Source organism: Streptomyces nymphaeiformis (genome assembly GCF_014203895.1).
In the GTDB taxonomy this organism is placed as follows: domain Bacteria; phylum Actinomycetota; class Actinomycetes; order Streptomycetales; family Streptomycetaceae; genus Streptomyces; species Streptomyces nymphaeiformis.
Genome location: NZ_JACHJY010000014.1, coordinates 75,913 through 99,035 on the forward strand (window position 1 = coordinate 75,913; position 23,123 = coordinate 99,035).

Consider the following 23,123-nt stretch of genomic DNA (forward strand, 5'->3'; position numbering starts at 1 on the left):
GTTGGTCGCACGGCTGGTCGCACGGCCCGGCAGGGCTTGCTGAGATCTCCCGCTCCGTACGCGGCTCGACGCTGACACTCTTCTGCCCCACCCTCTCGGACGTCATCGGACGTGATGCGCCCGGCCGCGCCATCCTGCTCGCGGCCGGGCGGATCACTATGGATCACTTCGGTTCGGTTCGGTTCGGTTCGGTCAGTGCTTACGGACGCGGCGCTTCCGGCTCATGTACGCGATGGCCAGGCCCGCGGCCAGCAGCAGACCGACGAGGCCGAGCATCTGCGTCACCCCGGACATACCGGTGTGCGCCAGCGAACCCGAGTCCCCACCGTCCGGGCCCGGGTTGTTGGCGGGCGGTGTGTGTGACGGCGGCGTCGACGCGGGCGGTGAGCTCGGCGTCGGAGTCGACGTCGGGGTCGAGGTCGGAGTCGGTTTCGGAGTCGGTTTCCCCTTCGGGATGTAGACCCCGGCGTCGATCGTGTGATCGACGCCGCCCGGCTTGCCCGGTGCCGTGACAGGCGCGTAGCCATTGCACAACCGCCCGGTGGTCGGCGGGGTCACGTTGGAGTCGTGCACCCGGTCGGCTCCGGTTCGCGGGAGCGTGAACCGCAGCTTGTCCGCCGTGGGTCGGCCCGGCACCCCGCTGGTGTCCGCGGTGCACACGTCGAACTGCACCGTGTACTTCGCCCCGGGTGTGAGCTGGTACGCGGCGCCGACGCCACCGAAGTAGTACTCGCCGGCGTCGTCGGTCCTGGTCGTGGCGACCTGCTTGCCGTCCGCGTCCAGCAGGTTGACGGTCGCCCCGGGCAGCAGCGGTTCCGCCGGGTCCTGGATCCCGTTGTGGTCGCCGTCGAACCAGACGAGGTTGCCGATCTGGATCGGGGCGTTCGCCGCCGCGTACGCGATGTCGCCGAGCCCGCCGGCCTTGCCGAACCCGCCTTGAGCCTGGCTGACGAACTGGAAGCCGTTGGCAGTCGGGTTGTTGCCCGGGCCCTGACCGGTCGTGATGTCGTGGTAGCCGGTCCCCGAGGTGGCGACGTCGACGACCGGGTCGAACTCCGTGCTGACGACCCACTGCTGCTGCGGGATGTACGCCACCGACCCCAGCGCGGTCTCCTGGTGCGCACCGGCGAAGAAGTCGCCCGGGAAGTACTCGACGACATCGGCGGCCTGGCCTCCGCTGTTGGCAGGGGTGGCGTGGTTGGGGCAGCTCCCGGTGCCTTCCCACTGGTATGCGCCGGCGGGAGTGGCGCAGACCATGGTGATGTCACCGCCGGCCATGCCCATCTCCGCCGTGGAGTTCCCGGGGCGGGGGTCGAGACCTCCCCAGCTGAGCACGTCCATGAACCGGTCGCGGAACCCGAGGATCATCGAGCCGTCGCGGCCGAAGGCGAGCGAGGCCAGCTCCGGCTGCGGATCGATGAAGACGTTGCCCGACTTCCGGTCGTCCCACGTGTCCAGGCCGGTGTTCCACGGGTTCCAGTGGGTGGCCTTGTCGCCGGAGCCGAAGACGGTGCCGCGCTTGTCGGCGAGCGTGTGGGTCAGCACCGTGGTGAACCGCCTGCCGTCGTAGGCGTAGACGACGGCCTTCAGGTCCGCGCGCTGCTGCGTGCTCTCCGCGCTGCACACGCCGCCGACGTACAGCGTGTTGTCGTGGACGTCGAGACCGAACGGCCGCCAGTCACCGGGGCTCGCACATCCCGGGTCCGGGATCGGCGTCGTCGCCTCGGGCGCCGCGGCGGTGGCTCCTGTCGCGTCGAAGCTCACCAGGCTGCGGGTCAGCAGGTTCACCGCGTACAGCGTGGAGCCGTCCTCCGACAGGGCCAGGCCGCCGATGCTCTCCTTGCCCGGCGCGTCGGTGAACCCGGCGTCCTTCATCATGTCGGCGGTGTCGTGCGGCGTGAGCGCGGCGCCCGGCACCTGCGCGAACAGCTCCGGCGTGCCGGAGCCGCTGACCGGCACCTTGTAGATCGCGCCGGGGCCCTTCGGCCCGTACCCGGCGTACCGGCGGGCGAACGCACTCTGGAACAGCCGGTCGCGGTACCTGTCGTAGGCCAGCCCGAACGTCGTGCCGACCTGGGCCTGGGTCGCGAGCGTGTCCGGACACGACACACCGGTGGGGCAGGTGCCCCGGGCCTGTGTCCCGAACGCCACCAGTGCCCGGGTGTCGGTTCCGTTGGCGCCGTTCTGGACCGGTACGAAATACCGGGAGTCCGGCAGCGCGTAGTCGGCCGGGTTCCAGACCCCCGTCACCACCGAGGCGTTCTTTCCGCCCGAGACGTCCACGAACGACGTGAAGCTGTCGAAGTGGTTCTCCGCCGTCGACGCGGGCGCCGCCCTCAGATAGCCGCTGTACGGCGCCGGGATGCTGACGTCGACGCGGTACCGGCCGCCGCTCAGCGCCGTCGACGGGGACACCACCACCTTTCCGGTGGTGTCCGTGACGCCGGTGACACGGTGCCCGGCGGGGTCGGAGATCTTCACCTTCATGCCGCGCTGCGGCACGTCCATCGCCGCGTTGATCACGCCGGTGCCGAAGAAGTCGCGCAGCACCTCGACCGTCAGTGTGCCGTCCTCAGCCGAAGCGGCGGCCGGACCGGCCGTCGCTCCCAGGGCGCCACCTGCCAGCAATAAGACGGATAACCCTACGCGCGCCAGCGGCCCCGCAATCCTCGGGGCTGCTCGGCGCGAGTCTCGGTCGACTCGGTTCATGGCATCACACTCCACACACGGAGAAGGAAATGGACCCACCACTGCCGCATGGACCTCTTCATGACGATCGCTTGGATAAAAGGTGGACGAGCTGTAAAGGCCGCAAATCAGGAATGGCGAACATACGTCCAGAACCTTGGGTGGGGCCGCCCTGCGTGTGCGTGTTTCCGCAGCTCAATCGCAGTACCCCTCACCATCGACCTCACCGACCGCCATCGCGAGCAGCGCGCGATATCCTATGCACCGAAGCCTCTCCGCCACCAGTGGAATCCTGAAATCCATCAGAATTTTCGATATTCCCGGAGCGTTCGAAGAATAGCGACCGAAAGAATATACGAATTCGATGTGATGGCTAAAATTCGCCCCCCTTGGCCGCGTCGCAATACCTCAGGCCCGAAAGTCCTGCCGGGGCCATTACCATGCTCTCCCGGGATTGCCCTAGCGCACGCTCCAGCATCCAGGTACTCCAGCAGCGGTTCGCCATCTGGCCTGATCGAAGGCGTCGACCGGAGTGCAGGGCCGGCCGATGGGCCCGGCTGGGACTCAGCGAAAGACCCCACCAACGAGACCGCTCTGCGTTGGTAGCGGCAGCACGACCAGTTGAGAGCGCGCCGCCGAAGCGGCCGGTCACGAAGGTGGGGCGGGACGAGACGAGGCGCCAGGAGTCGGCGGACTTCTGCCACGCCGAGCGGGACCAGGTCCGGGCCGTCCGACACCCGGCGGCCCGATCGCCCAGGCCATGAAGATCCCCGTCACGGGCGAGACCGCGACCTCTCGGGCCGAACTGGTGGCCCGAGAGGTCGCCGCCGGCCTGAACATCATGTCGTCGGCCAGCCGGTATACCAGCGCCCTCGTCACCACCGACGCGGCCTCGGGCTCTGCGAAGGCACGGCGCGCGATCGCCGAAGGTGTCACCGTCATCGACGAGCACACGTTTCTCAAGCTGCGGGGAGGGGTGAGTCCCGGAACACCGCACGAGAACCAGACACCGAAGAAGAACCCGGAAGCGGCGACCCCGCCACGCCGCCCACTACGCCGAAGCCGTCCCCCGCCGCGTCCACAGCTGCCGCGGACGTGCCGGCGCCCAGGCGACCCGAGCCCAAGCATTCCGCCAAGCCGTTCGGCCGTCGGCGGGTCCTGATCCTGGGCGGCACCCACGAGGAGGCATCCGCCGCCCGGGCCAGGGTCGTCGAGCTGGGCGGGCCGCCGCGATCAACCCCTCGGCGAGCGTCACCGACGTCGTCCTCTTCCCCGAGGGCGAACTCGACCGCCGCATGACCCGCATCACGGCGTTGGAGCTTCCGGTCCACGCGCACGGCCGGCTCGGAGCCCCCGTCCCCGAGCCGGCCGACGTCCCCGCCCAGGACAACGCGATGACCGATCTCCTGCCGCGCGGCGGAGTCACCGGTCTCCCCACGCTTGCCACCGCCGGCCACGGGCACGTGAGTGCCTCCTGGACACAGCGGACGAACCGCGAGATCACGTCGTCGCCTTCGTCCTCGACGAGGACGAGCAGCTCTCCTGCGACGGGGACTTCGTCTTCTACAGCTCGCCGAGATCTACCGCCGGGGCCCGCGGTGGCGCTTCCGCGCCGCCGGCCAGGCCTACGACCATGGCCTGGAGAGCCTCGTACGCGGATACGGCGTCGACATGGAGTAACCCTCGTCGCCTGCCAGATGACGAGGGATGACCCAGCACATCGGAGACCAGGAGGTTCCCCTCGCCCGCCCCCGTGGTGCCGCCGCCCACGAGACCGCGGTCGACGACCGCGGCGGAGAGGCCGGCTCGGGCGGCGTAGTGGGCGCAGGCCGCGCCGTCGGCGCTGGTGATGACATCCGAGGTGCCCTCTTGGGCACGGCAGTAATGTTTCACATGGCAGTCAGGTTGCCAAGTCCCGCCTGAAGCTTCCCAGTTGTGGCGTCGCCGCCACTCCCGCCACCCGGACACGGATGAGTAACGGCGCTCCCGACACCTTGTCAGTGCAATTTCACATTACTATGTTACCGGTCACATTCCAGTCGACGCTTGTGCCACTGGCGCGCCCCTTCGTCGGCTGTCCGACTGCTGCTCTCCCGGAGTGACCTCCTATGAACAAGCACACCCGCACCTTGGCCACCGCCCTGGTGACGGCCCTCGCCCTCGGCGTCACCGGCTGTTCCGGTGGCGCCAAGTCCGGTGGCTCCCAGGACCGCAAGAACCCCGCGGCCTCCACCAACGGCGCCGTCGTCGGCGGGACCCCGCAGAAGGGAGGCACGCTCACCGTCCTGTCCAACCAGGACTTCACCCACCTCGACCCGGCCCGCAACTGGGTCATGCCCGACATGGACTTCGGCACCCGGCTGCTCTACCGCACCTTGGTCACCTACAAGGCGGAGCCCGGGGCCAAGGGCAGCGAACTCGTCCCCGACCTCGCCGAGGACCTCGGCACCCCGTCCAACGGCGCCAAGACGTGGACCTTCCGCCTCAAGCCCGGCCTGAAGTACGAGGACGGCACCCCGATCACCGCCCAGGACATCAAGTACAACGTGGAGCGGTCCTTCTCCCCCGACCTGCCCGGCGGCCCCGACTACGCGGCCCGTTACCTCGCCGGCGCCAAGGGCTACCAGGGTCCGGCCCAGGGCAGGCACCTCGACTCGGTGAAGACCCCGGACGCCCGCACGATCGTCTTCGAACTCCACACGGCCTTCGCCGAGTTCCCCTTCGCCACCACCCTGCCGACCTTCGCCCCGGTGCCGCCGAAGCAGGACAAGGGCCCCCAGTACGACAGCCGACCCTTCTCCTCGGGGCCGTACAAGATCGAGACGTACGCCCGCGACAAGCAGATCGTCCTGGTCCGCAACTCCCACTGGGACCCGAAGAGCGACTCCGTCCGCAAGGCGTACCCGGACCGGATCGTCGTCACCATGGGCCTCAAGGGCAACCAGATCGACGACCGGCTCATCGCCTCCTCCGGCACCGACGCCTCCGCCGTCTCCTGGGCCCAGCTCCGCCCCGAGTCCATCTCCAAGGTGCTCACCAAGGCCGACGTCAAGGCCCGGCTGCTCGCCGAGTCCAGCAGCTGCACCGAGATGGTCCAGATGCACACCGGCCGCGCCCCCTTCGACGACCTGAAGGTCCGCCAGGCCGTGCAATGGGCCCTCGACCGGGAGGCGATCGTCACCGCCGCCGGCGGCCCGGCGGTCACCGACGCCTCCAGCGCCGCCATGCCGGGCTCCCTCTTCACCGGTGGAAAGCAGCCCGACACCCTGAAGATCCCGCTCTCCGGCGACCCCGAGAAAGCCAAGCAGCTGCTCAAGGAGGCCGGCAAGGCCGACGGCTTCTCCACCCGCCTCACCGTCTCCGTCAACGACAAGGCCATCGGGGAGGCCATCCAGCAGTCCCTGGGCCGGGCGGGCATCAAGGTGACCATCGAGACCGTCGACCCGTCCGCCTTCTACGACACCATCGGCGACACCAAGAACCGCACCGACCTCGTCTACACCGGCTGGTGCCCCGACTTCCCCTCCGGCACCACCTTCCTCCCCTTCGTCTTCGACGGCCGCTACATCAAGGAGAAGGGCAACTCCGGCAACCACTCCCTCTTCAGGGACGACGCCACCATGAAGCGGATGGACGAGATCGCCGCCATGACCGACGGCGCCCAGGCGAACAAGGCGTGGCAGGAGCTCGACGGCCAGATCCTCGCCAAGGCCCCGGTCGCCCCCGGTGCCATGAAGCGCCGCTCCCTCCTCGTCGGCACCAACATCGCCGGCGCCTACGGCCACACCTCCTGGAGCGGGCAGATCGACTACGCGACGGTCGGTCTCAAGGACCCTTCGAAGAGCGCGAACTGAAGGACGTCCCTCCCATGACCATGACCACCACCTCCCCTCCGGTGCACGGGGGCGGCGGGGCCTGGCAGCTGGTCCGCGCGGAACTGCGCCGCCGCACCTCCCTCAAGGCCTCCCTCGCCGTCGTCGCCCTCTTCGCCCTGATGACCGTGGCCGCCCCGCTGATCAGCTCGCTGGGCGGCTGGAACCCGGAAGAGTTCGACAAGTCCGCCGTCGACCCCTACCTCGGCGGACTGCCGATCGGGCCGCTCGGCGGGGTCTCCGCCGAACACTGGCTCGGTGTCGAACCCATCACCGGGCGCGACCTGTTCGCCCGGGTCGTGCACGGCGCCCAGGTCTCGCTGCTGATCGCCTTCGCCGCCACCGCGATCGTCGTGGTGGCGGGGGTGGCCGCCGGCGTCGCCGCCGGCTACTTCGGCGGCCGCACCGACACCGTCCTGTCCCGTCTGATGGACCTGACGATGTCCTTCCCCTCCCTCATCTTCATGATCGCGATGATGTCGGTGGCCCGGGACGTCAACCGGACCCTGCTGATGATCCTCGTCATCGGCCTCTTCGGCTGGCCCGGCGTGGCCCGCGTCGTCCGCGGCCAGACCCTCTCGCTCAAGCACCGCGAGTACGTCGACGCGGCCCGCGTCGGCGGCTCCGGCTCCTGGCGGATCCTCGCCCGCGACATCCTCCCGGGCGTCGCCGGACCCGTCATCGCGTACACCACGCTCATGATCCCCGGCATGATCGCCACCGAGGCCGCCCTCAGCTACCTCGGGGTCGGCGTCCGTCCGCCGACCCCTTCCTGGGGGCAGATGATCGCGGAGAGCGTCGCCTACTACGACACGGACCCCATGTACTTCCTCGTCCCCAGCCTCTGTCTCTTCCTCACCGTGCTGGCGTTCACCCTCCTCGGCGACGCCCTGCGCGACATCCTCGACCCGCGAGGAGGCCGCACGTGATCCTCTACCTCGGCCGCCGGCTCCTCGGGGTGGTCGGCGTCCTCCTCGCGATCGCCGCCGTCACCTTCACCATCTTCTACGTGCTGCCCTCCGACCCGGCCGCCGCGGCCTGCGGCAAGGCGTGCAGCGACGAGCGTCTGGAGGCGATCCGCGCCCACATGGGTCTGGACGCCCCGCTGTGGCGCCAGTTCTCCGACTTCGTCACCGGCATCTTCACCGGCCGCACCATGGGCACCGGCCAGTACGCCCTGCGCTGCGACTTCCCCTGCCTCGGCTACTCGTACGAGAACAGCGAAGACGTCTGGGACCTGCTCGTCGACCGGCTCCCCGTCTCCGCCTCGCTCGCCGTCGGCGCGTCCGTGCTGTGGCTGGTCCTCGGTCTCTCCGCCGGCGTGACGGCCGCGCTCCGCAAGGACACCCTCACGGACCGGGCCCTCATGGTCGGCGCGGTCGCCGCCGCCTCCCTGCCGGTCTACTTCACCTCGGTGCTGCTCATCTACGGGCTGATCCGGCTGACCGGGCTGCTGCCCTACCCGCAGTACGTGCCCTTCGGCTCCGACCCCCTGTCCTGGGCGTCGAACCTGCTGCTGCCCTGGCTGGCACTGGCCGTGCTCTACGCGGCCATGTACGCCCGGCAGAGCCGCGGCTCGATGATCGAGTCCATGGCGGAGCCGTACATCCGCACCGCGCGCGCCAAGGGACTGCCGCGCCGCACGGTGGTCGTCAAACACGGGCTGCGCGCCGGAATGACGCCGATCCTGACCATCTTCGGCATGGACCTGGGCGGTCTGCTCGCCGGCGCGGTGATCACCGAGTCCATCTTCGGACTGCCCGGCGTCGGACGTCTCTTCTACGGGGCCCTGTCCACCGGCGACCAGCCCGTCATCCTCGGCGTGACGCTGCTCGCCGCCACCTTCATCGTCGTCGCCAACCTGGCCGTCGACCTGCTGTACGCCGTCGTCGACCCGCGAGTGAGGTACTGATGGGCGCCTTGGCCCCCCTGCTGTCGGTACGGGACCTCACGGTCACCTTCCCGACCGAGCGCGGCCCCGTCCGGGCGGTCGACTCCCTCTCTTTCGACGTCCCGCCCGGGCGCACCCTCGGCATCGTCGGCGAGTCCGGTTCCGGCAAGTCCGTCACCTCGCTCGCCGTGATGGGCCTGCACACCGGCGCCGAGGTCACCGGCTCCGTCGCCCTGGACGGCCGCGAACTGATCGGCCTGCCGGAGCGCGAGCTCAACCGGCTGCGCGGACGGAGGATGGCGATGATCTTCCAGGACCCGCTGTCCAGCCTGCACCCGTACTACACGGTCGGGGAGCAGATCGCCGAGCACCACCGGGTCCACTTCGGGTCCCGGCGCGCGGCCGCCCGCGAGCGGGCCGTCGAGGCGCTCGGGGAGGTCGGCATCCCCGAACCGCGCCGCCGGGCCGGCGAGTACCCCCACCAGTTCTCGGGCGGTATGCGGCAGCGCGTGATGATCGCGATGGCGCTGGCCTGCGAGCCGGATCTGCTGATCGCCGACGAGCCGACGACGGCGCTCGACGTCACCGTCCAGGCGCAGATCCTGGAGCTGATCGCCCGCCTCCAGCAGGACCGGGGCCTCTCCGTCGTCATGATCACACACGACCTCGGGGTGGTCGCCCGGGTGGCCCACGACGTGCTGGTGATGTACGGCGGCCGGGCCGCCGAACACGCCCCGGTGGATGCCCTGTTCGCGGCCCCGGCCCATCCGTACACCCGGGGCCTGCTCGACTCCCTGCCCCGGCTCGACGACCACGACGACGCGCCGCTGCGGGCGATCCCCGGCAGCCCGCCTTCCCTGCTCGACCCGGCACCGGGCTGCGTGTTCGCGCCCCGCTGCCCCCGCGCCGCCGCGGGCTCCGAGGAGGAACGGGCCCGCTGCACGGGCGAACGCCCCCTGCTCGGTGGCCCGGACGGACACCCGGCCGCCTGCCACTTCCCCGCATACGAAGGCGTTCCCTCATGACCACCACAGCCCCCTCCCTGTTGAGCGTCCGGGACCTGACCATGACCTTCCGCGGGCGCCGGGCCCGCTCGGCGCCCGTCCGGGCCGTCGACGGCGTCTCCTTCGACGTCGCGGCCGGCGAGACCCTCGGCCTCGTCGGCGAGTCCGGCTGCGGCAAGTCGACCACCGGCCGCATGATCGTGCGGCTCCTGGAGCCGACCACCGGCTCCGTCTCGTACGACGGCCGCGACATCAGCCATCTGTCCCAGCGCGAACTGAAGCCGTTGCGGCGCGACCTCCAGATGGTCTTCCAGGACCCCCACTCCTCCCTCAACCCCCGGCAGACCGTCGCCCGCATCATCTCCGACCCCCTGCTCGTGCAGGGGAGTTCGGCCGCCGATGCACGCAAGCGGGCCGTGGAGCTGATGGAGCTCGTCGGGCTCATCCCGGAGCACATCGACCGCTACCCGCACGAGTTCTCGGGCGGTCAGGCCCAGCGCATCGGCATCGCCCGCGCGCTGGCCACAGCCCCCCGCCTCGTCGTCGCCGACGAGCCGGTCTCCGCCCTCGACGTCTCCGTCCAGGCGCAGATCGTCAATCTCATGGAACGGCTCCAGCGGGAACTCGGCCTCGCCTACCTCTTCATCGCCCACGACCTCTCGGTCGTGAAGCGCGTCTGCGACCGGGTCGCCGTGATGTACCTCGGCCGCATCGTGGAGATCGGTCCGAAGGAGCGGGTGTACGCGGCGCCCGCCCACCCCTACACCCGGGCTCTGCTCTCCGCCGTGCCCTTGCCCGACCCGGCGGCCGAGCGGGCCCGGGAGCGGATCACGCTGCTCGGCGACCCTCCGAGCCCGGCCGCTCCACCACCGGGCTGCACCTTCCACCCGCGCTGCCCCAAGGCCCGGGAGATCTGCCGCACCGAGGCGCCGCCGCTGCGGATCGCCGTCCCGGGCGACGCCCGGCAGGTGGCCTGCCACTTCCCCGAGGGCCCGGAGGAAAGGTGAGGGCGCACCGCTGCTCTTGAGCCGCCCATGCTCCTCGTCCTCATGTTCCTGACGGAACTGTCACCACGCCACGGGGGACGATCAGAGCGTGATCGAGCCGAGAGCGCGGGACCCGACTACGACGCGGTCATCAGCGGGGCGAGCCTCGCCGGCAGCGCGGCAGCGATCCTGCCCGCCCGGCGAGGTGCCGCGTCGCACTGCTCGAACGCCGCTCGCATCCCGAGGCGTACGGGGCGTACGGGGCGTACGGGGCGTACGAGGCACTGTGCGCCTACTCCATCACCGCCAACGCCACCCCGGCCCCTGAGGAACCCGACATCGTCCCCGCTCTCGAGAAGGCGGGGCCGTGCGCAGCGAGGCCCGCTGGCACGCCCGTTGGGGATGGATCGACCCGAGTGCCCCGACCGAACACCGTGTGCTGCACCGAGGTCAATCACGGACTGGGCCGGATCAGCTCGCTCGAGGTGCAGGTGTACGAGGGGCTGCTCGAGGAGATGATGCGCGAGATCGACGGCCTGCCGTACCGCAAGGCGCCCGATCTCATGTCTGTCTCAAGGCGGGCTTCGAGACGGTGCTGCACCGCATCGGGCTGCGGGGACGCGATAAGGAAGCCCTGAGGGCGGCCGGACGCCGCGTCTGGCTCCGGGGCCGTTGACGGGGTGCAGCGCCGTGACGTTCGCCGGGGCCTGGCGGGCCCCGGCGAACCGGGTCACTTGGACTGCGTGGAGAGGCTCACGCCGCTGAAGCCCTGCGTGGCGGCGAGGCTGAAGTAGACCCAGCCGGACGGCGGGTTGTCGATCGTCAGGGTCTCGCCGTTCCCGGCGTTGGTGGACTTCGCCTGGTAGCTGCCGGTGGTGGCCCAGTTGCTGCCGCCGTAGTACAGGTCGGCGTTGCCGGTGCCACCGCTGCTGGTGATCTTCAGCTGCTTGACGCCGGCCGGCAGGTACACGAAGTGGTAGCTGTAGTTGCCGGTGGAGGCGGCGAGGTTGTCCCGGCGGCAGTTCTGGTCGAACTGCCGGGGGTCGCTGAGGGTGCAGAGCGGGACGGAAGGAGCCGCGGCGTCCGGCAGCGGACCGCAGTCGTTCGTCGCGCAGTCGGTCGTCAGCCAGGTCGCGAAGTCGGCGTCGTAGCGGGTGCCGATGGTCTGCTTGAGGACGGTGCGGGCCCCGGCCCAGTCACCGGTGCGGTACGCGCCGAGCACGGTCTGGACGTCCGCGGGATGCTTCTGCAGCATGTAGCGGACCGCGAGCCAGCCCCAGCGGTAGACCCGGTTGGAGTTGACCTCGGGGTTCTCCTCCTGGCCGTAGACGGTGTCGAACAGGTCGCTGAGCTTGTACGTCTTCTTGGCGGCCTCCGCGATCGCGTCGGCGTTGCGCTCGCCCCGGTAGCCGTACGAGATGTTCTCGGCGATGCCCTCGACCCACCAGATGGTCGGCGTGGTCATGCCCGCCTCGAAGTCGCCGTACATGTTGTAGCGGCCGTCGAGGTAGTGGGTGTACTCGTGGTTGAGGTTCCAGATCTGGAAGTCCGGGCGCAGCCAGCTGGCCTCGTGGGCGATGAAGCGGGCCTGGTTGCCGGGGACGGCCGGGTTGCCCTCCTCGTACATGCCGCCGTTGTCGACGTCGATGTCATAGATGGCCCAGGCGTACAGCGCGTACTGGGTGTAGTCGTCGAAGACGACGACTTCCAGGTTGGTGTTCACGTCACCGGGGATCGCACCCTTGTCGCCGATGATCCGGTGGAAGTAGGCGTCCTGACCGGCCAGGCTCGTACAGGTGCTCGCCAGCTGGCCGGGGGACACGTCCTGGGCGCGGATCTTCAGGTCCGCGGTGCACGTGTGCTGGATCGGCAGGACTGCGGGAAGCACGCGCTGGCCCAGGTCGCAGATGGCGTAGGCCGCGCAGTTGCCCTTGTCGTACTGGCGCGTGTACCAGCCCAGGTTCATGGTGATCGGCGCGGTGGGGCCGACGTTCGGGTACCGGTTGATCAGGTCCTTCAGCAGCGGCCGGACCCGGTCCTTGAGCTCGGGGACGTCGAGGGCGTAGCCGAGGTAGCGACCGACGTTGCTGACGACGTCCAGGCGGTTCAGCTCCGCGCCGTTGCGCGTGATGAAACCGGCCCAGGTGTCGAGGATGGCGGGGTCGGCCTTGAGGGCGGCCCGCCAGCCACGGCCGTCGTTCTTGGCCTTGAAGCCGTTCTCGACGACCCACTCGACGTGCTGCATGGCGAGGTTCATCTGGCCGGGCCACGTACCGACGTAGCTGCCGAGCATCCACTTCACGACTCCGGCGTACCGGCCTGCCTCGTGGGTGCTGTCGATGAGGGTGACGACCTCGTTGAGGATCTCGCCGTTGGCGTCGGTGACGTCCTTGCTGTGCGGGGCGGCGAAGAAGGCGTCCAGGGCGCCGCGCGCCGCGCCCTCCAGTGCCGTGCCGTAGGCGCCGACGACGTCCGCGTTGTTGTCCTGCACGTAGTAGCCGGCGCGCAGGAACATCACCAGCTGGCCGGTGGAGGTGCTGTTGTCGCCCGCGTACGTGGCGGAGTTGTCGCGCAGCGCGTTGGCGACGGTCACCATCTGGTCTTCGCGGAAGGCCTTCCGCGCGTTCTCCCCGGTGAGGTTGAACAGCGGGTAGGTGCAGGTGATCTGAGGGAGCGCCTTGAGCTCCCTGATCAGCGCGCTGCCGGTGGCGTTGATGACGCCGGACAGGTCGCCGCACGCCTCCGCGGCGGCGGACGACGACCGCTTGCTCGTCTTGACGGTGGGCGCGGGCCGCAGGGCGGACTCCTCTGCACCGTCCTGTGAGGAGAGCCGGAAGCGGGGATTGTCGCTCATCGCATGGGGCGACTTGGGGACCGGGATCGCCCGCGGCGCCGGGGCCGCGGTTCCGCCTGCGTGCGCACCGGCCGGAGCCGTGACGCCGACGGGGGCGGCCTGGCTCTGCGGCGCGAGGAGACCGAACGCGGCGAAGACGGCCGCGCCGAGCACGGGAAGTCTTCGTGCGCGGGTCATCGATATCCGGAAGGGATGCATCTGTGGGGGCCTCCGGGGCCGTTGTGGACACGTGCTCGAAAGCACGAGGCCGTTGACATGTGACGTGTAAAATTTCACATGTCGCATTGTCAGGGAAGGCTTCTGGCCAGATTCGTCGACCACCGCAACGGAAACGTTGCCAACTCGCCCTACCCGCACGTGCGTCGGCGCACGAGCCGCCATGGCTCCAACGCCCTTGCATGACCGCCTAGATGACGCTTTCGGCACCTGGGGCCGGACAAGTGCTACGGCACTGTCATCAGTGACCACCAGTCAGCGGATGAGGCGGGAGCGGGGCCTGATACCGGTGGGCCCTCGTATGCAACTGTCGATGGTCCTCTGAGGTACCCACCCTGCTGGTGACGTTCCGTGATCTCCGGGGGTGCATCCAGCTCCAGGTTCCTCCGGTCTCGCTGCGGAGGCGCCTGGCCGTCTTGTCGTGGTGGCCGCGGGCGTCCGTGACGACGGGTGCAGGCAGTCGGAGGAGTTGTCGGCAGATGGCGGCGGCGATCGGGATTCGAGCTGGTTCAGGGATGACGAAGTGGCGGCTTTTGCAAGGAGAAGTCCTGGTCGGTGAGCTCAGCGAGTATGACTGTGATCAGCCGTTCTTCCTGGCGCGTTTCACCCCGGGACCGGGCTGGGAGAGCGTGAGGGCGTTGCTCGAGGCATGGGCAGCCTTCAAAGGCTCGGACCCGGATGGGGCCAGGTTTGTCGCCCTGGCCAAGCCGTTGCAGGACTTGGAGCTCACCTTGGCTCCGGTTGACGGGCGGCAGCCTCCGTTGCAGCTCTTCAAGAACTGCATGGTGCGTATCAAGGGGCCCGAGGCTCGCCTCCGCTACTGACCTCACGTCAGAGTTCGCTGGAGTCGGTGGAGGCGAGGCATATGAGGGTGCAGGCCAGGTCAGGCAGATCCTGATGGAGGTCGGCGCGTCGTTCGTAGCAGGTGCGGAGCCGTTTGAACTGGTGCAGCCAGGCGAAAGCGCGCTCAACCACCCAGCTCACCTTGTCCAGTCCGGAGCCGTGGGCGACGCCGCGTCGGGCGATCAGGGGTTTGATGCCGCACCTCCACAGCAGGCGGCGGTACCTGTCGAAGTCGTAGCCCTGGTCCGCATACAGACGCCGGGGCTTGCGGCGGGGGGCGCCCCACAGTCCCCCGAATCGGTGGATGGCGTCCAGCAGCGGCAGGAGCTGGGTGACGTCGTGCCGGTTGCCGCCGGTGAGCGTGACGGGGAGCGGGGTTCCGTGGCGGTCGACGATCAGGTGGTGCTTGGAGCCGGGGCGGGCGCGGTCGACGGGTGCGGGGCTGACGTGATCCCCCCTTGGGTGCTCGGACGTGCGAGCCGTCTACGGAGCGGTCGTCCAGACCCGCAGCCGGCACCAGGCCATCCCCCCTGAGCAGCCACGGTCTCCGCGGGGACATCACGCCACGTGACACCCGTCCGCAGCACGTACATGACTCCGGCGAGAGCCACTTCGGTCGGGAACGCGCAGTTGCCCGGGGTGACGACGGCGCCGTTCGGGAGTGGGCGGCAACAGCGGGGCCACCCACTCCCACAGGGCATCCGGACACCTCGCCTACCAAGCTCGTCGAGCACAAGACCTGCAGCCCAACTCATTCTGAAATGATCAGTAAACCGCTCTCTCACCATGGCGGTATGGACTTCAGCCCTACCGCTCGCAGCCGCTGCACTACCCGGAACGTTGGTACATCTCCGGCTCGCCGGACCGCCAACAGCCCCCTGTCGTGGGAGCAACCCTCTCGTGGTCGCTCATCGGGCAACTCCTCGCCGCAGTCGCCGTCTTGGAGGTGTATGTCGCTGCATGCGGCGCCTGGGCATCGATGCGGAATGGACAGAGGACAAAGGCGGCTGCGGCGGAGCGGGAGGCGGCCGCCCGGGCGAAGGAGGACGCCCGAAGGGGCACGACCCGTCAGGCCCGGCCCTGCCCCGGGGCGCGTCCGGGATGCCCGTTCGCCCTACGCGGCCGCTGCGGTCGCGGCGGCCGCAGCGGTCACGGGCAGTTCCAGCCGTTCGGGTTGACCAAGCAGCTCACCTGCCAGTCGCTCCAGGAGCCGTTGGTGAAGCGCATCCGGAACCAGTAGTTGCCGTCGCCGCCGATGGCCGCGATGGTGAAGTTCCAGGGGCTGTTCTGCAGGTAGTCGATCTCGACCCGGCTCTGCACCCACCCGCCCATCGAGACCCACCCGTTCCAGGAGCCGTCGGTGCGGGTCCAGTTCGTCCACACCGCGTGATCGGCGCCGACGACGAACTGCTGCTGCGTCCCGTCAGGGAACTTCGTGGTCGTGATGCCGTAGTCGCAGAAGTACTTCTGGCTCTTGGTCGTGCAGTAGGTCGCCGCCTGCGCGGGCGTCGCCGCGGCGCCCACCCCGGCGAAGGCGGCCAGGGCCGCGACGGACGCGAGGGCGCTCTTGAACCTGCTCATCTACATGTTCCTTTGCCGAGTAGCGTGATCGTGGAAGGGGAATGGGGTAGACGCAGCGCCCCGTGTCCCCTGGCGAGTCACCATTCTCCGGCCCCTCCTCTAACGTCCCACTGGCGATCCGCTTGCGCCCGTCTCCCCGGCGGAGGGGTTCCCGTCCCGCGTGAAGGGCTCCCGAGCGCGTCCTTCCGGGTCCGATTCCGGCAGGCCGCCGACGCTCCCGGGCGCCCGTACGGCCTCCCGCACCACCAGCGAGGCCGGCCCACTCCCCCGCCGCCGCAGCTGCTGCTTCGTCCCGCTCAGCGGTTGCCAGCCGGCACCACGCCGCCCGCTCCCGAACCCCCTCGCAGGTTCTCTGCGCTGTCGCTGTTCCGGGCTGGCAGCACCTTCCTGGACGCGTACCGGCTCCGCTGCCGCGAGATAGCCGCGCGGGTCGGCCGTCAGCTGCGCAAGGCCGAGTCCGGTACCGAACTGCTCAGCGAGCGCCATCTCACCGGTCCCTTCGAGCTGATTCATCACGTCGGCAACTTCAGCCCCTGGGTGATGGACCGGTTGGCCGCCGGCGACACCGACGTGCTCGCCGCCTATCAGGACGCCCTGGGGAAGGGCGTCGCGGCCGCGAATCTGTGTACCTCGCACGAGAACCTCCCCTGCCTGGAGACTCCCGTCCGCAACGGCACCGAGGTGTACGACCGCGTGGTCGACCTGATGCTGCGCACCCGAGGAGCCGCCGTCGCCGGAGTCGAAGCCCGAGCCGGAACCGGAACCGGAGCCGGAGCCGTCCGGTGACCGCCCCGACCCTGCCGAGGTGCCGGCCCCGCTCCGTACCCTGTTCACCGCGTCCCGGGCGGAGTTCCGCCCCACAGGCGTGGTAGAGGTCCACACCCTGGTCGCCCACGGCCATGTGCCGCGCTACCCCTTCGCAGTGAAGTCCCTGGCCCGCCACTGGCCGGAGATCGCCCCCGTAGTCCACGACGACACCCTGACGGCCGGATACCTGCGCCGACTGCACTGCCACATGGCCGGCCTTCGGGTCATCGTCCGACCCAAGGCAGACAAGCGCGTCGAGCGTCTGCTCGCCGGCCATCCGCTCCTGACCCGGATGTCGTACTCGCTCCTCGACGGCCGACTGGTCAAAAGAGTCAGGTCTCCTCACTCGGCCCCCACCACCGCTCGGCCCGCCCTCCTGGATCCCCTTCACCGAGGCGCAGGCGATCGGCCACTACTTCGCCGGCCGCGAGACCGGTATCACCTCCGGCCTCCTCAACGAGGCGGAGGAGCTGTTCCTGGCCCGAAGCCACCGTGACGGAGCCTGACCGGTCACAGCGGATGGGCCTCCAGATGCGTCATGTCGCCGAGACCGATGGCTCACAGCGCCGGGGGGCACGTCGTCAGCGGCCGGCGAGAAGGCCGTTCACCAAGGCCCGGAGCCCGTCCAGGTAGGTGTCCTCGGCGGTCAGCGGCGCCCAGTGGTCCGCGACCTGTGCCAGGCGGGGCAGCTCGCTCGGGTCGAGATCGGCGAAGACCTGCTCCCGGTAGGTCGCGCGGTCGTCGTCCGCGCGCCGCCGCGCCGCCGTCGTCCTGACCACGATCTCCCCGGCCGTGTAGTACCAGATCGCGCGATAGCCGTGAACGGCCAGATCGGGAGAGAGGCCGCACTCGACCAGGCCGTCGACGATCTGCTCGACGAACCACAGCGCGGTCGTGGACATCAGGTCGTCGGCGGTCAGCACCTCCACGATCCAGGGGCAGGCGGCGAGCGCCTCGTGGACCGCGGTGGCGGCGACGACGACCCGCTCGCGAGGGTGGGCGGGCAGTTCGGGGCGGCGCAGGGTCCGTGCGGCGTAGTCGTCGAGGAGGAGGACGAGCAGTTCCTCCTTGTCGCGGACGTGGTGGTAGAGCGCCATCGGCGTACTGCCGATCTCCGTGGCCAAGCGCCGCATGGTCAACCGGTCCACGCCTCCCTCGTCCACGATTCGGCGGGCCGTCTCGATGATCTCCTCGCGGGAGATGCGGGGAGGTCGGCCCTGGGTCTTGCGCGGTGCGGACGGTTGCGGCATGCCCCCCATCTTCCCTCAGGTGTCGACAGGGTCGACCCTCGGCGCTAACTTTTCTTACATGTACAAAAACTCTCGCGGGCGGCCCGGAGTGGTGCTGGCGGCAGCCGCCGTCGCCCCATTCGCGTTCGCCCTGGACATGTCCGTGGTCAACGTCGCCTTACCCGCGATCCGCACGGCGCTGGGCTTCGCGCCGCTCGACCTGTCATGGGTCGTGCACGTGTACGCGCTCACGCTCGGCGGGTTCCTGCTGTTGGGGGGCCGCGCCTGCGACCTGTACGGCCGGCGCCGGCTGTTCGCGCTGGGGCTGACCGTCTTCGGCCTGTGCTCGCTGGCCGGCGGCCTGGCCCAGGCTCCCTGGCAACTGGTCGCCGCCCGCGCCGGGCAGGGCCTGGGAGCCGCCGCAGCCGCGCCGGCCGCGCTCGCGATGCTCACCACCACCTTCGTCGAAGGCCCCCGGCGCGTCCGCGCGCTCGGGGTGTGGAGCGCGGTGAACGCGGCGGGCGGCGCGCTGGGCGTGCTGGCCGGCGGGCTGTTGACCGAGTACGCGGGCTGGCGCTGGGTCATGCTGATCAACCTGCCCGTCGTGGCGGCGGCTCTCGCGCTCATCCCCGCGGGGGTACCCGCCGGAGCGCCCCCCGCCCGACGCGAAAGACTGGACGCACTGGGCGCTGTCCTGGCGACCGGCGGAGTCGGGCTGCTGGTGCTCGGCGTCGTCCGTACCGACGCCCTCGGCCGGGGTTCCCCGGTCACATGGGTGACCCTCGCCGCCGCGGCCGTGCTGCTCGCCGCCTTCGTCCTCGCGGAGTCGAAGGTCCCCGCACCGCTGCTGCGCCTCGGCCTGCTGCGCAGCCGCTGGGTCGCGGGCGCGAACGTGCTCGTGTTCCTGGCCGCGGCCGGGCAGTTCACCGCGTTCTACTTCGTGTCCCTGTACATGCAGCAGGTCCTGGGCATGGGTGCCGCGGCGACCGGCATCGCATTCCTGCCCTTCTCGCTGGGTCTGATCGCGGGAACCGTCGCCGCGACCCGCGTCACCGCGGCACGCACACCCCGTGCGTCCCTTGTGCCCGGCGCCCTCCTTGCCGCCGCGGGCCTGGCCTGGTTCGCCCTCATCAGCCCCGACGGCAGCTTCCTCGCCGACGTACTCGGCCCGTCCCTCGTCACCAGTGTCGGCGCCGGACTGGTCCTGGCCCCGGTCGCGGCCGCCGCGACCACCGGCGTCGCCCCGCGGGAAGCCGGCATGGCCTCCGGCCTGATGAACAGCTCCCGCCAACTCGGCGGCTCCATCGGTCTGGCCGCCCTGGCCACCGTCGCCGCGCACCACACCGGCGCAGTCGCCGGCCCCGCCGCGCTCAACGACGGTTACGCCCTGGGCCTGGCCGTCGCCGCCGCCGTCTTCGTGCTCGCGGCGGTCGTGGCGCTCGGCGTACTGCCGCGCCGCCGGGCCGTCACCCCCATCCCGCAGCCCACCAGCCCCACAGAGAACCAGATGGAAGGAACTCCGTCATGACGACCACCACCGTCGACCTGTTCGCCTCGGCGTTGCATTTCCACCCCGACGGCGACGTCCGAGCCGTGGAACGGCAGATGACGAGCAGCGGCTCCGGCGCCTGGCAGATCGCCACGTTCCACGTGGAGACAGACGCCGACGTGCACGCCGACCACTGGGAGATGCACCCGGAGGCCGAGGAAGCGGTGTGCTGCCTGAGCGGCGGTGTCCGCCTCCACTTCCGTCCCGACGCACCCGGCGACCCCGAGGACATGGTGCGGTTGCGGGCGGGCACCGCCGTGATCGTTCCCCGCGGTCGCTGGCACCGCCTGGAACTGGACGTCCCCAGCGACCTGATGTCGATCACCCTTCGCCACGGCACCCGCCTCGAAAAGCGCACCGACACCCGCTGATCGGCAGGTGGCCCGGCAGGGTGCTGCCGGGCCACCTGCGAGCCTCGCCCGAGAACTCGGCGGCGCCTGCCGTCCGGCACAAGGTGTTCGCCCGCCGGCGAAAGCCGAGAAGACGAGCTGCTGGTGACGAACCTCGCGCTGCTGCACGCAGATCGCCCAGGCATGCGACCGGTACGCCGAGCACGTAGAAGCGGCCAAGAGGAAGATCGCCCAGCACAAGCTGAACCTCTTCTCGGTGGACATGCCCTTTCCCGCCGCTCTCGCCCCTTGATCCGGTACGTGGCGCCGACTGCCGCCGTGGCGAGCGCGGCGACCGGACCGCCGTAGGTGAGGGCCTGGGCGGCCGCGTCGGGGTGATGGAGGTAGCCCCGTACGCCCCGCAGCCGGCCGCCGCGAGGGCGGTCACGCGGACCGTGAGCCGGGTGCCATCCGGCCCGGTGGGACGAGCGGCGTACCGGGCTGTCGGTGTCCTTCACCATTACCCTGCGGCCCGGCCGCCAGAACATGGCGTCCGTGCGCCGCACCCCGTCCAGGTCCTGGCCGGTGAAGAAGTGACCGGCGACTTCGACCAGGCGGTCGAGCACCTCGTCAGGACCACGGGGAGGAGGGGAGGACATCAGCGGCTCCACGAAAGGATTCGGCGCGCTACGGGGACGCCTCACCTTTCGGCGCGGTCCTCACCACCGTACTCACCACCTGCCCGCAATGCCGTCTCGGTCCGGCACCAACCCTCTCCGGATGTCATGGTGAGGAGGCACCGACGGGTGAAGATCCTCGATAAGGCCGCGCCCGCATTTCCCCGCGCCCGCCCGACGACATCGGCGGGCGCCATGATGCGTCTCGCTGAAGGTGGACCAGTCTCGGCCTCTCTGAACCACCGCCACCTCCGGCGCCACCTACGGTCATTCAACCTGGTCAGCGCCGAATTCGGATGACGATCAAGGCAGCACTGACCTAGCGTTCCGTGCATGACATCCCCAGACGGCCGCCTCGACGAACAGTCCAGCGTGACCATCCGCTGCCAGGACAACTCATCCGTGGGCGTGATGTTCTGCGACCGGTTCAACTTCGACGCGGATTCCGTGCACTATGCCGTCGAGCTGCGGGCCCCGGGACTGTCCGCTCGCGTCGACGAGGTCGTCGCCTGGATCTGGGACAGCGATCTCACCACGTTCCTGGAAGAGCTCGCTGCCGACTACCGGGGATGGGACGGCGAACGGAGCTGGCAGACCAACGACAGGGACCTGATGGTGTCGGCCCTCTTCCGATCCGGCGGCCACGTCGGGCTGACCTGGGCCTTGCGACCGTGGGCACAGGCCGCCGGCGGCTGGGGCGCCTCGGTGACCACCTGGCTGGAGGCCGGCGAGCAGATGGCCTCCCTCGCAGCCGACGTCCGGACCTTCCTCGCCAGGGAGCAGCCGTGACATCCGACATGCGTATCACCTGGACGCTGACGGGATCCGGGTGGGCGGACTGCACCCTTGAAGATCATTCGCGGGTACTTCCGCGGCCCTCGTCTGCCTCCGCCGCCTCGTTCGTGCGAACACGCAGAACCGGTCAGCACCGTGATCGCTGGCTCGTCCGGCCCATCGGGTGCTCAGGTCCGGCAGGGCCGGCCAGCGGTCAGCCGCCGTGAAGACCCCACTGGTCAAGACCGCCGTAGACATGGGCTTCAAGGCATCCCGGCCTGTCCATCCCGACGGCCACGCCCCGGTACAGGGCGATGAGCGAGTCCTTGCCCCGCCACCAGGTGTCGGTCAGGCCCTGCACTTCAGGTACCGGCTCGTACCCTTCGAGGTCCAGGGAGCCGACGGCCTCGCCGGTGATCCTCGTGATGGTCTTGGCCCAGCGCCTCGCATGGCAGGCCAGTGCCAACGACTCCACCCAGCCTTCGGTACTGGCATGCAGCGGTGCCCAGTGGTAGCCGTGAATCCCGAACTCGCCGCCAGGGCCGATCAGGGATCCGTAGGCCATGGAATAGCGGCAGTCCCCGGCCGGGATCCACCAGCCCTCACTGGCCGACCCCTCCGGAACGTCCGCGCCCAGGACGCGCGGGCCGCTCTCGTAAAACGGCGCCGACGGCAGCGCGAGACCGCCCCAACGGTCCTCGAAGGCCACTGCGCGATCGACCTCCGCGGCCGGGACACCGTGCTCGATCCAGGCGTCGCGGTGTCGCTCGATGTCCTGCCGGGCGACACGGATGCCTTCACACGCGACGAACCTCTTGGCCCTGTTGGTCAAACCGGCCGGCGCGACCGGGACGGGTGATACGGGAGTGGCGGCCACCATGGCGTCGGAGTCTACTGGCGAGGTCCGGCAACGCCTCGTACGGAAGCCCGCCCGCTCCGTTGTGGCCCAGGACTTGCACTCAGACGTCATCTCATTTGGTGAGTATGTGCGACGATTCGTCGGCCAAAGCGAGACGTAGGCGCTACACGTCGTGGGCATCGTTGATGCGGCTGGTGCCGGGGGAGCTGTGGGAGCAGCTGCCGACAGCGTCTTTCAGCCCGTCACGGGTAACGGCCCATCGGCGGTTCAGCGAGGGGTCGAAAGCTCGGGTGTGGGCCAAGTTCCACCGCGTGGTGCTCGACGAGCTTGGTGCCCGCGGCGAGCTGGACTGGTCCCGCCGCGCTATCGACTCGGTGAACATGCGGGCGATGAAAAAAAGGGGGGCCCTGACAGGTCCGAATCCTGTCGACCGAGACAGCCTGTCCGGGACGCCTTGGCTGCTGTCCTTGCCTGGTGCATGGGAACGCCACCATCTCCGGCTCGTCTCAGAGCCGGTCCCTGGGGTGTTGATGCGCTCGACGGCTCAGAGCGATGCCTCGACTCCGAGGCTTCCGACGCTGATGGCTCCTCGCAGCACGTGGGCGATCTCCTCGGGCTTGAGGTCGATGCCGTCGAGCCCCTGCGCGGACGGCGACCAGGAGGGCCGCGGGGCCGGTGGCGAGTGCCGCCCAGACACCGACCCGTACGAGCAATGCACGGCGTCCACGCAGTGGGGTGACGCGGGAACGAGTGCCTGTCGAGCCGGGCGTCACGGCGAGGCCGCAGCAGGGCGGGCGGAGGCATCCAGAGCTCCTTGAAGAGGTCGGCGAAGCTGATGCCTGACTCTCTTCGACGCCCCCTCACCACCGAGCTGGCCACCAGGAGCCCAAGCCGTCACGGGGCCATGACTCCTCATCGTGAGTCCGGTGGTAAGTGGCCTGTGACCTGCGTGGTAAGCCCGGCG

The 23,123-nt window shown here is 69.9% G+C and carries 18 protein-coding genes and 3 pseudogenes; 14 read left to right on the plus strand and 7 right to left on the minus strand.

Features of this window, described 5'->3' with window-relative positions:
• Nucleotides 1–192: 192 nt before the first annotated feature.
• Nucleotides 193–2,628, minus strand: coding sequence for an SdrD B-like domain-containing protein (locus tag GGE06_RS37860; RefSeq protein WP_246533000.1), 2,436 nt, complete (start codon nt 2,626–2,628; stop codon nt 193–195).
• 820 nt (nt 2,629–3,448) lie between these two features.
• On the opposite strand from GGE06_RS37860, the gene GGE06_RS43105 reads away from it, so the two are divergent.
• The 8 genes and pseudogenes from GGE06_RS43105 to GGE06_RS43120 all read left to right on the plus strand — a co-directional run.
• Nucleotides 3,449–3,850, plus strand: a complete 402-nt coding sequence (locus GGE06_RS43105; protein ID WP_246533001.1) for a hypothetical protein — start codon at nt 3,449–3,451, stop codon at nt 3,848–3,850.
• Between the two features lie 305 nt (nt 3,851–4,155).
• Nucleotides 4,156–4,368, plus strand: coding sequence for a TerD family protein (locus tag GGE06_RS43910; RefSeq protein WP_312883450.1), 213 nt, complete (start codon nt 4,156–4,158; stop codon nt 4,366–4,368).
• Nucleotides 4,369–4,796: 428 nt separating this feature from the next.
• Complete coding sequence (locus GGE06_RS37870) at nt 4,797–6,542, plus strand: ABC transporter substrate-binding protein (protein ID WP_116164916.1); 1,746 nt, start codon at nt 4,797–4,799, stop codon at nt 6,540–6,542.
• 20 nt (nt 6,543–6,562) lie between these two features.
• Nucleotides 6,563–7,489, plus strand: a complete 927-nt coding sequence (locus GGE06_RS37875) for an ABC transporter permease (RefSeq protein WP_246533010.1) — start codon at nt 6,563–6,565, stop codon at nt 7,487–7,489.
• Nucleotides 7,486–8,472 (plus strand): ABC transporter permease, encoded by a 987-nt coding sequence (locus GGE06_RS37880; RefSeq protein WP_116164912.1) that lies wholly within the window; start codon nt 7,486–7,488, stop codon nt 8,470–8,472. The genes GGE06_RS37875 and GGE06_RS37880 overlap by 4 nt, the downstream gene beginning before the upstream one ends.
• Entirely contained in the window at nt 8,472–9,476 is a 1,005-nt protein-coding gene (locus GGE06_RS37885) for an ABC transporter ATP-binding protein (protein ID WP_116164910.1), read from the plus strand. Before GGE06_RS37880 ends, GGE06_RS37885 begins: the two co-directional genes overlap by 1 nt.
• Nucleotides 9,473–10,462, plus strand: a complete 990-nt coding sequence (locus GGE06_RS37890; RefSeq protein WP_116164908.1) for an ABC transporter ATP-binding protein — start codon at nt 9,473–9,475, stop codon at nt 10,460–10,462. The genes GGE06_RS37885 and GGE06_RS37890 overlap by 4 nt, the downstream gene beginning before the upstream one ends.
• A gap of 425 nt (nt 10,463–10,887) precedes the next feature.
• A pseudogene (locus tag GGE06_RS43120) lies at nt 10,888–11,072 on the plus strand (deoxynucleoside kinase); the annotation flags it as partial.
• Between the two features lie 99 nt (nt 11,073–11,171).
• Here GGE06_RS43120 and GGE06_RS37895 read toward each other — a convergent pair.
• A complete protein-coding gene (locus GGE06_RS37895; RefSeq protein ID WP_246533002.1) occupies nt 11,172–13,472 on the minus strand; it encodes a M9 family metallopeptidase in 2,301 nt (766 codons plus the stop codon).
• A gap of 518 nt (nt 13,473–13,990) precedes the next feature.
• On the opposite strand from GGE06_RS37895, the gene GGE06_RS37900 reads away from it, so the two are divergent.
• A complete protein-coding gene (locus tag GGE06_RS37900) occupies nt 13,991–14,335 on the plus strand; it encodes a hypothetical protein (RefSeq protein ID WP_246533003.1) in 345 nt (114 codons plus the stop codon).
• A gap of 7 nt (nt 14,336–14,342) precedes the next feature.
• On the opposite strand, the pseudogene GGE06_RS37905 reads toward GGE06_RS37900, so the two are convergent.
• Nucleotides 14,343–15,050 (minus strand): annotated as a pseudogene (locus tag GGE06_RS37905) (IS5 family transposase).
• Nucleotides 15,051–15,503: 453 nt separating this feature from the next.
• A complete protein-coding gene (locus GGE06_RS37910) occupies nt 15,504–15,935 on the minus strand; it encodes a DUF8189 domain-containing protein (RefSeq protein ID WP_116164904.1) in 432 nt (143 codons plus the stop codon).
• A 303-nt stretch (nt 15,936–16,238) separates the two neighbouring features.
• Here GGE06_RS37910 and GGE06_RS37915 point away from each other — a divergent pair, with 303 nt between their 5' ends.
• A complete protein-coding gene (locus tag GGE06_RS37915) occupies nt 16,239–16,721 on the plus strand; it encodes a hypothetical protein (protein WP_184932943.1) in 483 nt (160 codons plus the stop codon).
• A gap of 602 nt (nt 16,722–17,323) precedes the next feature.
• On the opposite strand, the gene GGE06_RS37920 is transcribed toward GGE06_RS37915, so the two are convergent.
• Nucleotides 17,324–17,992, minus strand: a complete 669-nt coding sequence (locus GGE06_RS37920) for a TetR/AcrR family transcriptional regulator (protein ID WP_184932944.1) — start codon at nt 17,990–17,992, stop codon at nt 17,324–17,326.
• Nucleotides 17,993–18,050: 58 nt separating this feature from the next.
• Here GGE06_RS37920 and GGE06_RS37925 point away from each other — a divergent pair, with 58 nt between their 5' ends.
• The 3 genes from GGE06_RS37925 to GGE06_RS37935 all read left to right on the plus strand — a co-directional run bounded on the left by GGE06_RS37925 (nt 18,051) and on the right by GGE06_RS37935 (nt 21,315).
• A complete protein-coding gene (locus GGE06_RS37925; protein WP_184932945.1) occupies nt 18,051–19,499 on the plus strand; it encodes an MFS transporter in 1,449 nt (482 codons plus the stop codon).
• On the plus strand, nt 19,496–19,891 hold the full coding sequence (locus tag GGE06_RS37930) for a cupin domain-containing protein (RefSeq protein WP_116164896.1): 396 nt from the start codon (nt 19,496–19,498) through the stop codon (nt 19,889–19,891). Before GGE06_RS37925 ends, GGE06_RS37930 begins: the two co-directional genes overlap by 4 nt.
• Nucleotides 19,892–20,859: 968 nt before the next feature.
• On the plus strand, nt 20,860–21,315 hold the full coding sequence (locus GGE06_RS37935; protein WP_184932946.1) for a DUF6228 family protein: 456 nt from the start codon (nt 20,860–20,862) through the stop codon (nt 21,313–21,315).
• 199 nt (nt 21,316–21,514) lie between these two features.
• Here the strand turns inward: GGE06_RS37935 and GGE06_RS37940 are convergent, their stop codons facing one another.
• Nucleotides 21,515–22,180, minus strand: coding sequence for a hypothetical protein (locus tag GGE06_RS37940; protein WP_184932947.1), 666 nt, complete (start codon nt 22,178–22,180; stop codon nt 21,515–21,517).
• 47 nt (nt 22,181–22,227) lie between these two features.
• Here GGE06_RS37940 and GGE06_RS44170 point away from each other — a divergent pair.
• A pseudogene (locus GGE06_RS44170) lies at nt 22,228–22,593 on the plus strand (hypothetical protein); the annotation flags it as partial.
• 110 nt (nt 22,594–22,703) lie between these two features.
• On the opposite strand, the gene GGE06_RS43125 reads toward GGE06_RS44170, so the two are convergent.
• Nucleotides 22,704–22,886, minus strand: a complete 183-nt coding sequence (locus tag GGE06_RS43125) for a hypothetical protein (RefSeq protein WP_246533017.1) — start codon at nt 22,884–22,886, stop codon at nt 22,704–22,706.
• Nucleotides 22,887–23,123: the final 237 nt, after the last annotated feature.

Bases quoted from the DNA above. Each gene is read 5' to 3' on its own strand.
- GGE06_RS43105 (WP_246533001.1), top strand. From the start codon at position 3,449: ATGAAGATCCCCGTCACGGGCGAGACCGCGACCTCTCGGGCCGAACTG.
- GGE06_RS37870 (WP_116164916.1), top strand. From the start codon at position 4,797: ATGAACAAGCACACCCGCACCTTGGCCACCGCCCTGGTGACGGCCCTC.
- GGE06_RS37875 (WP_246533010.1), top strand. From the start codon at position 6,563: ATGACCACCACCTCCCCTCCGGTGCACGGGGGCGGCGGGGCCTGGCAG.
- GGE06_RS37885 (WP_116164910.1), top strand. From the start codon at position 8,472: ATGGGCGCCTTGGCCCCCCTGCTGTCGGTACGGGACCTCACGGTCACC.
- GGE06_RS37890 (WP_116164908.1), top strand. From the start codon at position 9,473: ATGACCACCACAGCCCCCTCCCTGTTGAGCGTCCGGGACCTGACCATG.
- GGE06_RS37895 (WP_246533002.1), bottom strand. From the start codon at position 13,472: ATGACCCGCGCACGAAGACTTCCCGTGCTCGGCGCGGCCGTCTTCGCC.
- GGE06_RS37900 (WP_246533003.1), top strand. From the start codon at position 13,991: ATGGCGGCGGCGATCGGGATTCGAGCTGGTTCAGGGATGACGAAGTGG.
- GGE06_RS37910 (WP_116164904.1), bottom strand. From the start codon at position 15,935: ATGAGCAGGTTCAAGAGCGCCCTCGCGTCCGTCGCGGCCCTGGCCGCC.
- GGE06_RS37920 (WP_184932944.1), bottom strand. From the start codon at position 17,992: ATGCCGCAACCGTCCGCACCGCGCAAGACCCAGGGCCGACCTCCCCGC.
- GGE06_RS37925 (WP_184932945.1), top strand. From the start codon at position 18,051: ATGTACAAAAACTCTCGCGGGCGGCCCGGAGTGGTGCTGGCGGCAGCC.
- GGE06_RS37930 (WP_116164896.1), top strand. From the start codon at position 19,496: ATGACGACCACCACCGTCGACCTGTTCGCCTCGGCGTTGCATTTCCAC.
- GGE06_RS37935 (WP_184932946.1), top strand. From the start codon at position 20,860: ATGACATCCCCAGACGGCCGCCTCGACGAACAGTCCAGCGTGACCATC.
- GGE06_RS37940 (WP_184932947.1), bottom strand. From the start codon at position 22,180: ATGGTGGCCGCCACTCCCGTATCACCCGTCCCGGTCGCGCCGGCCGGT.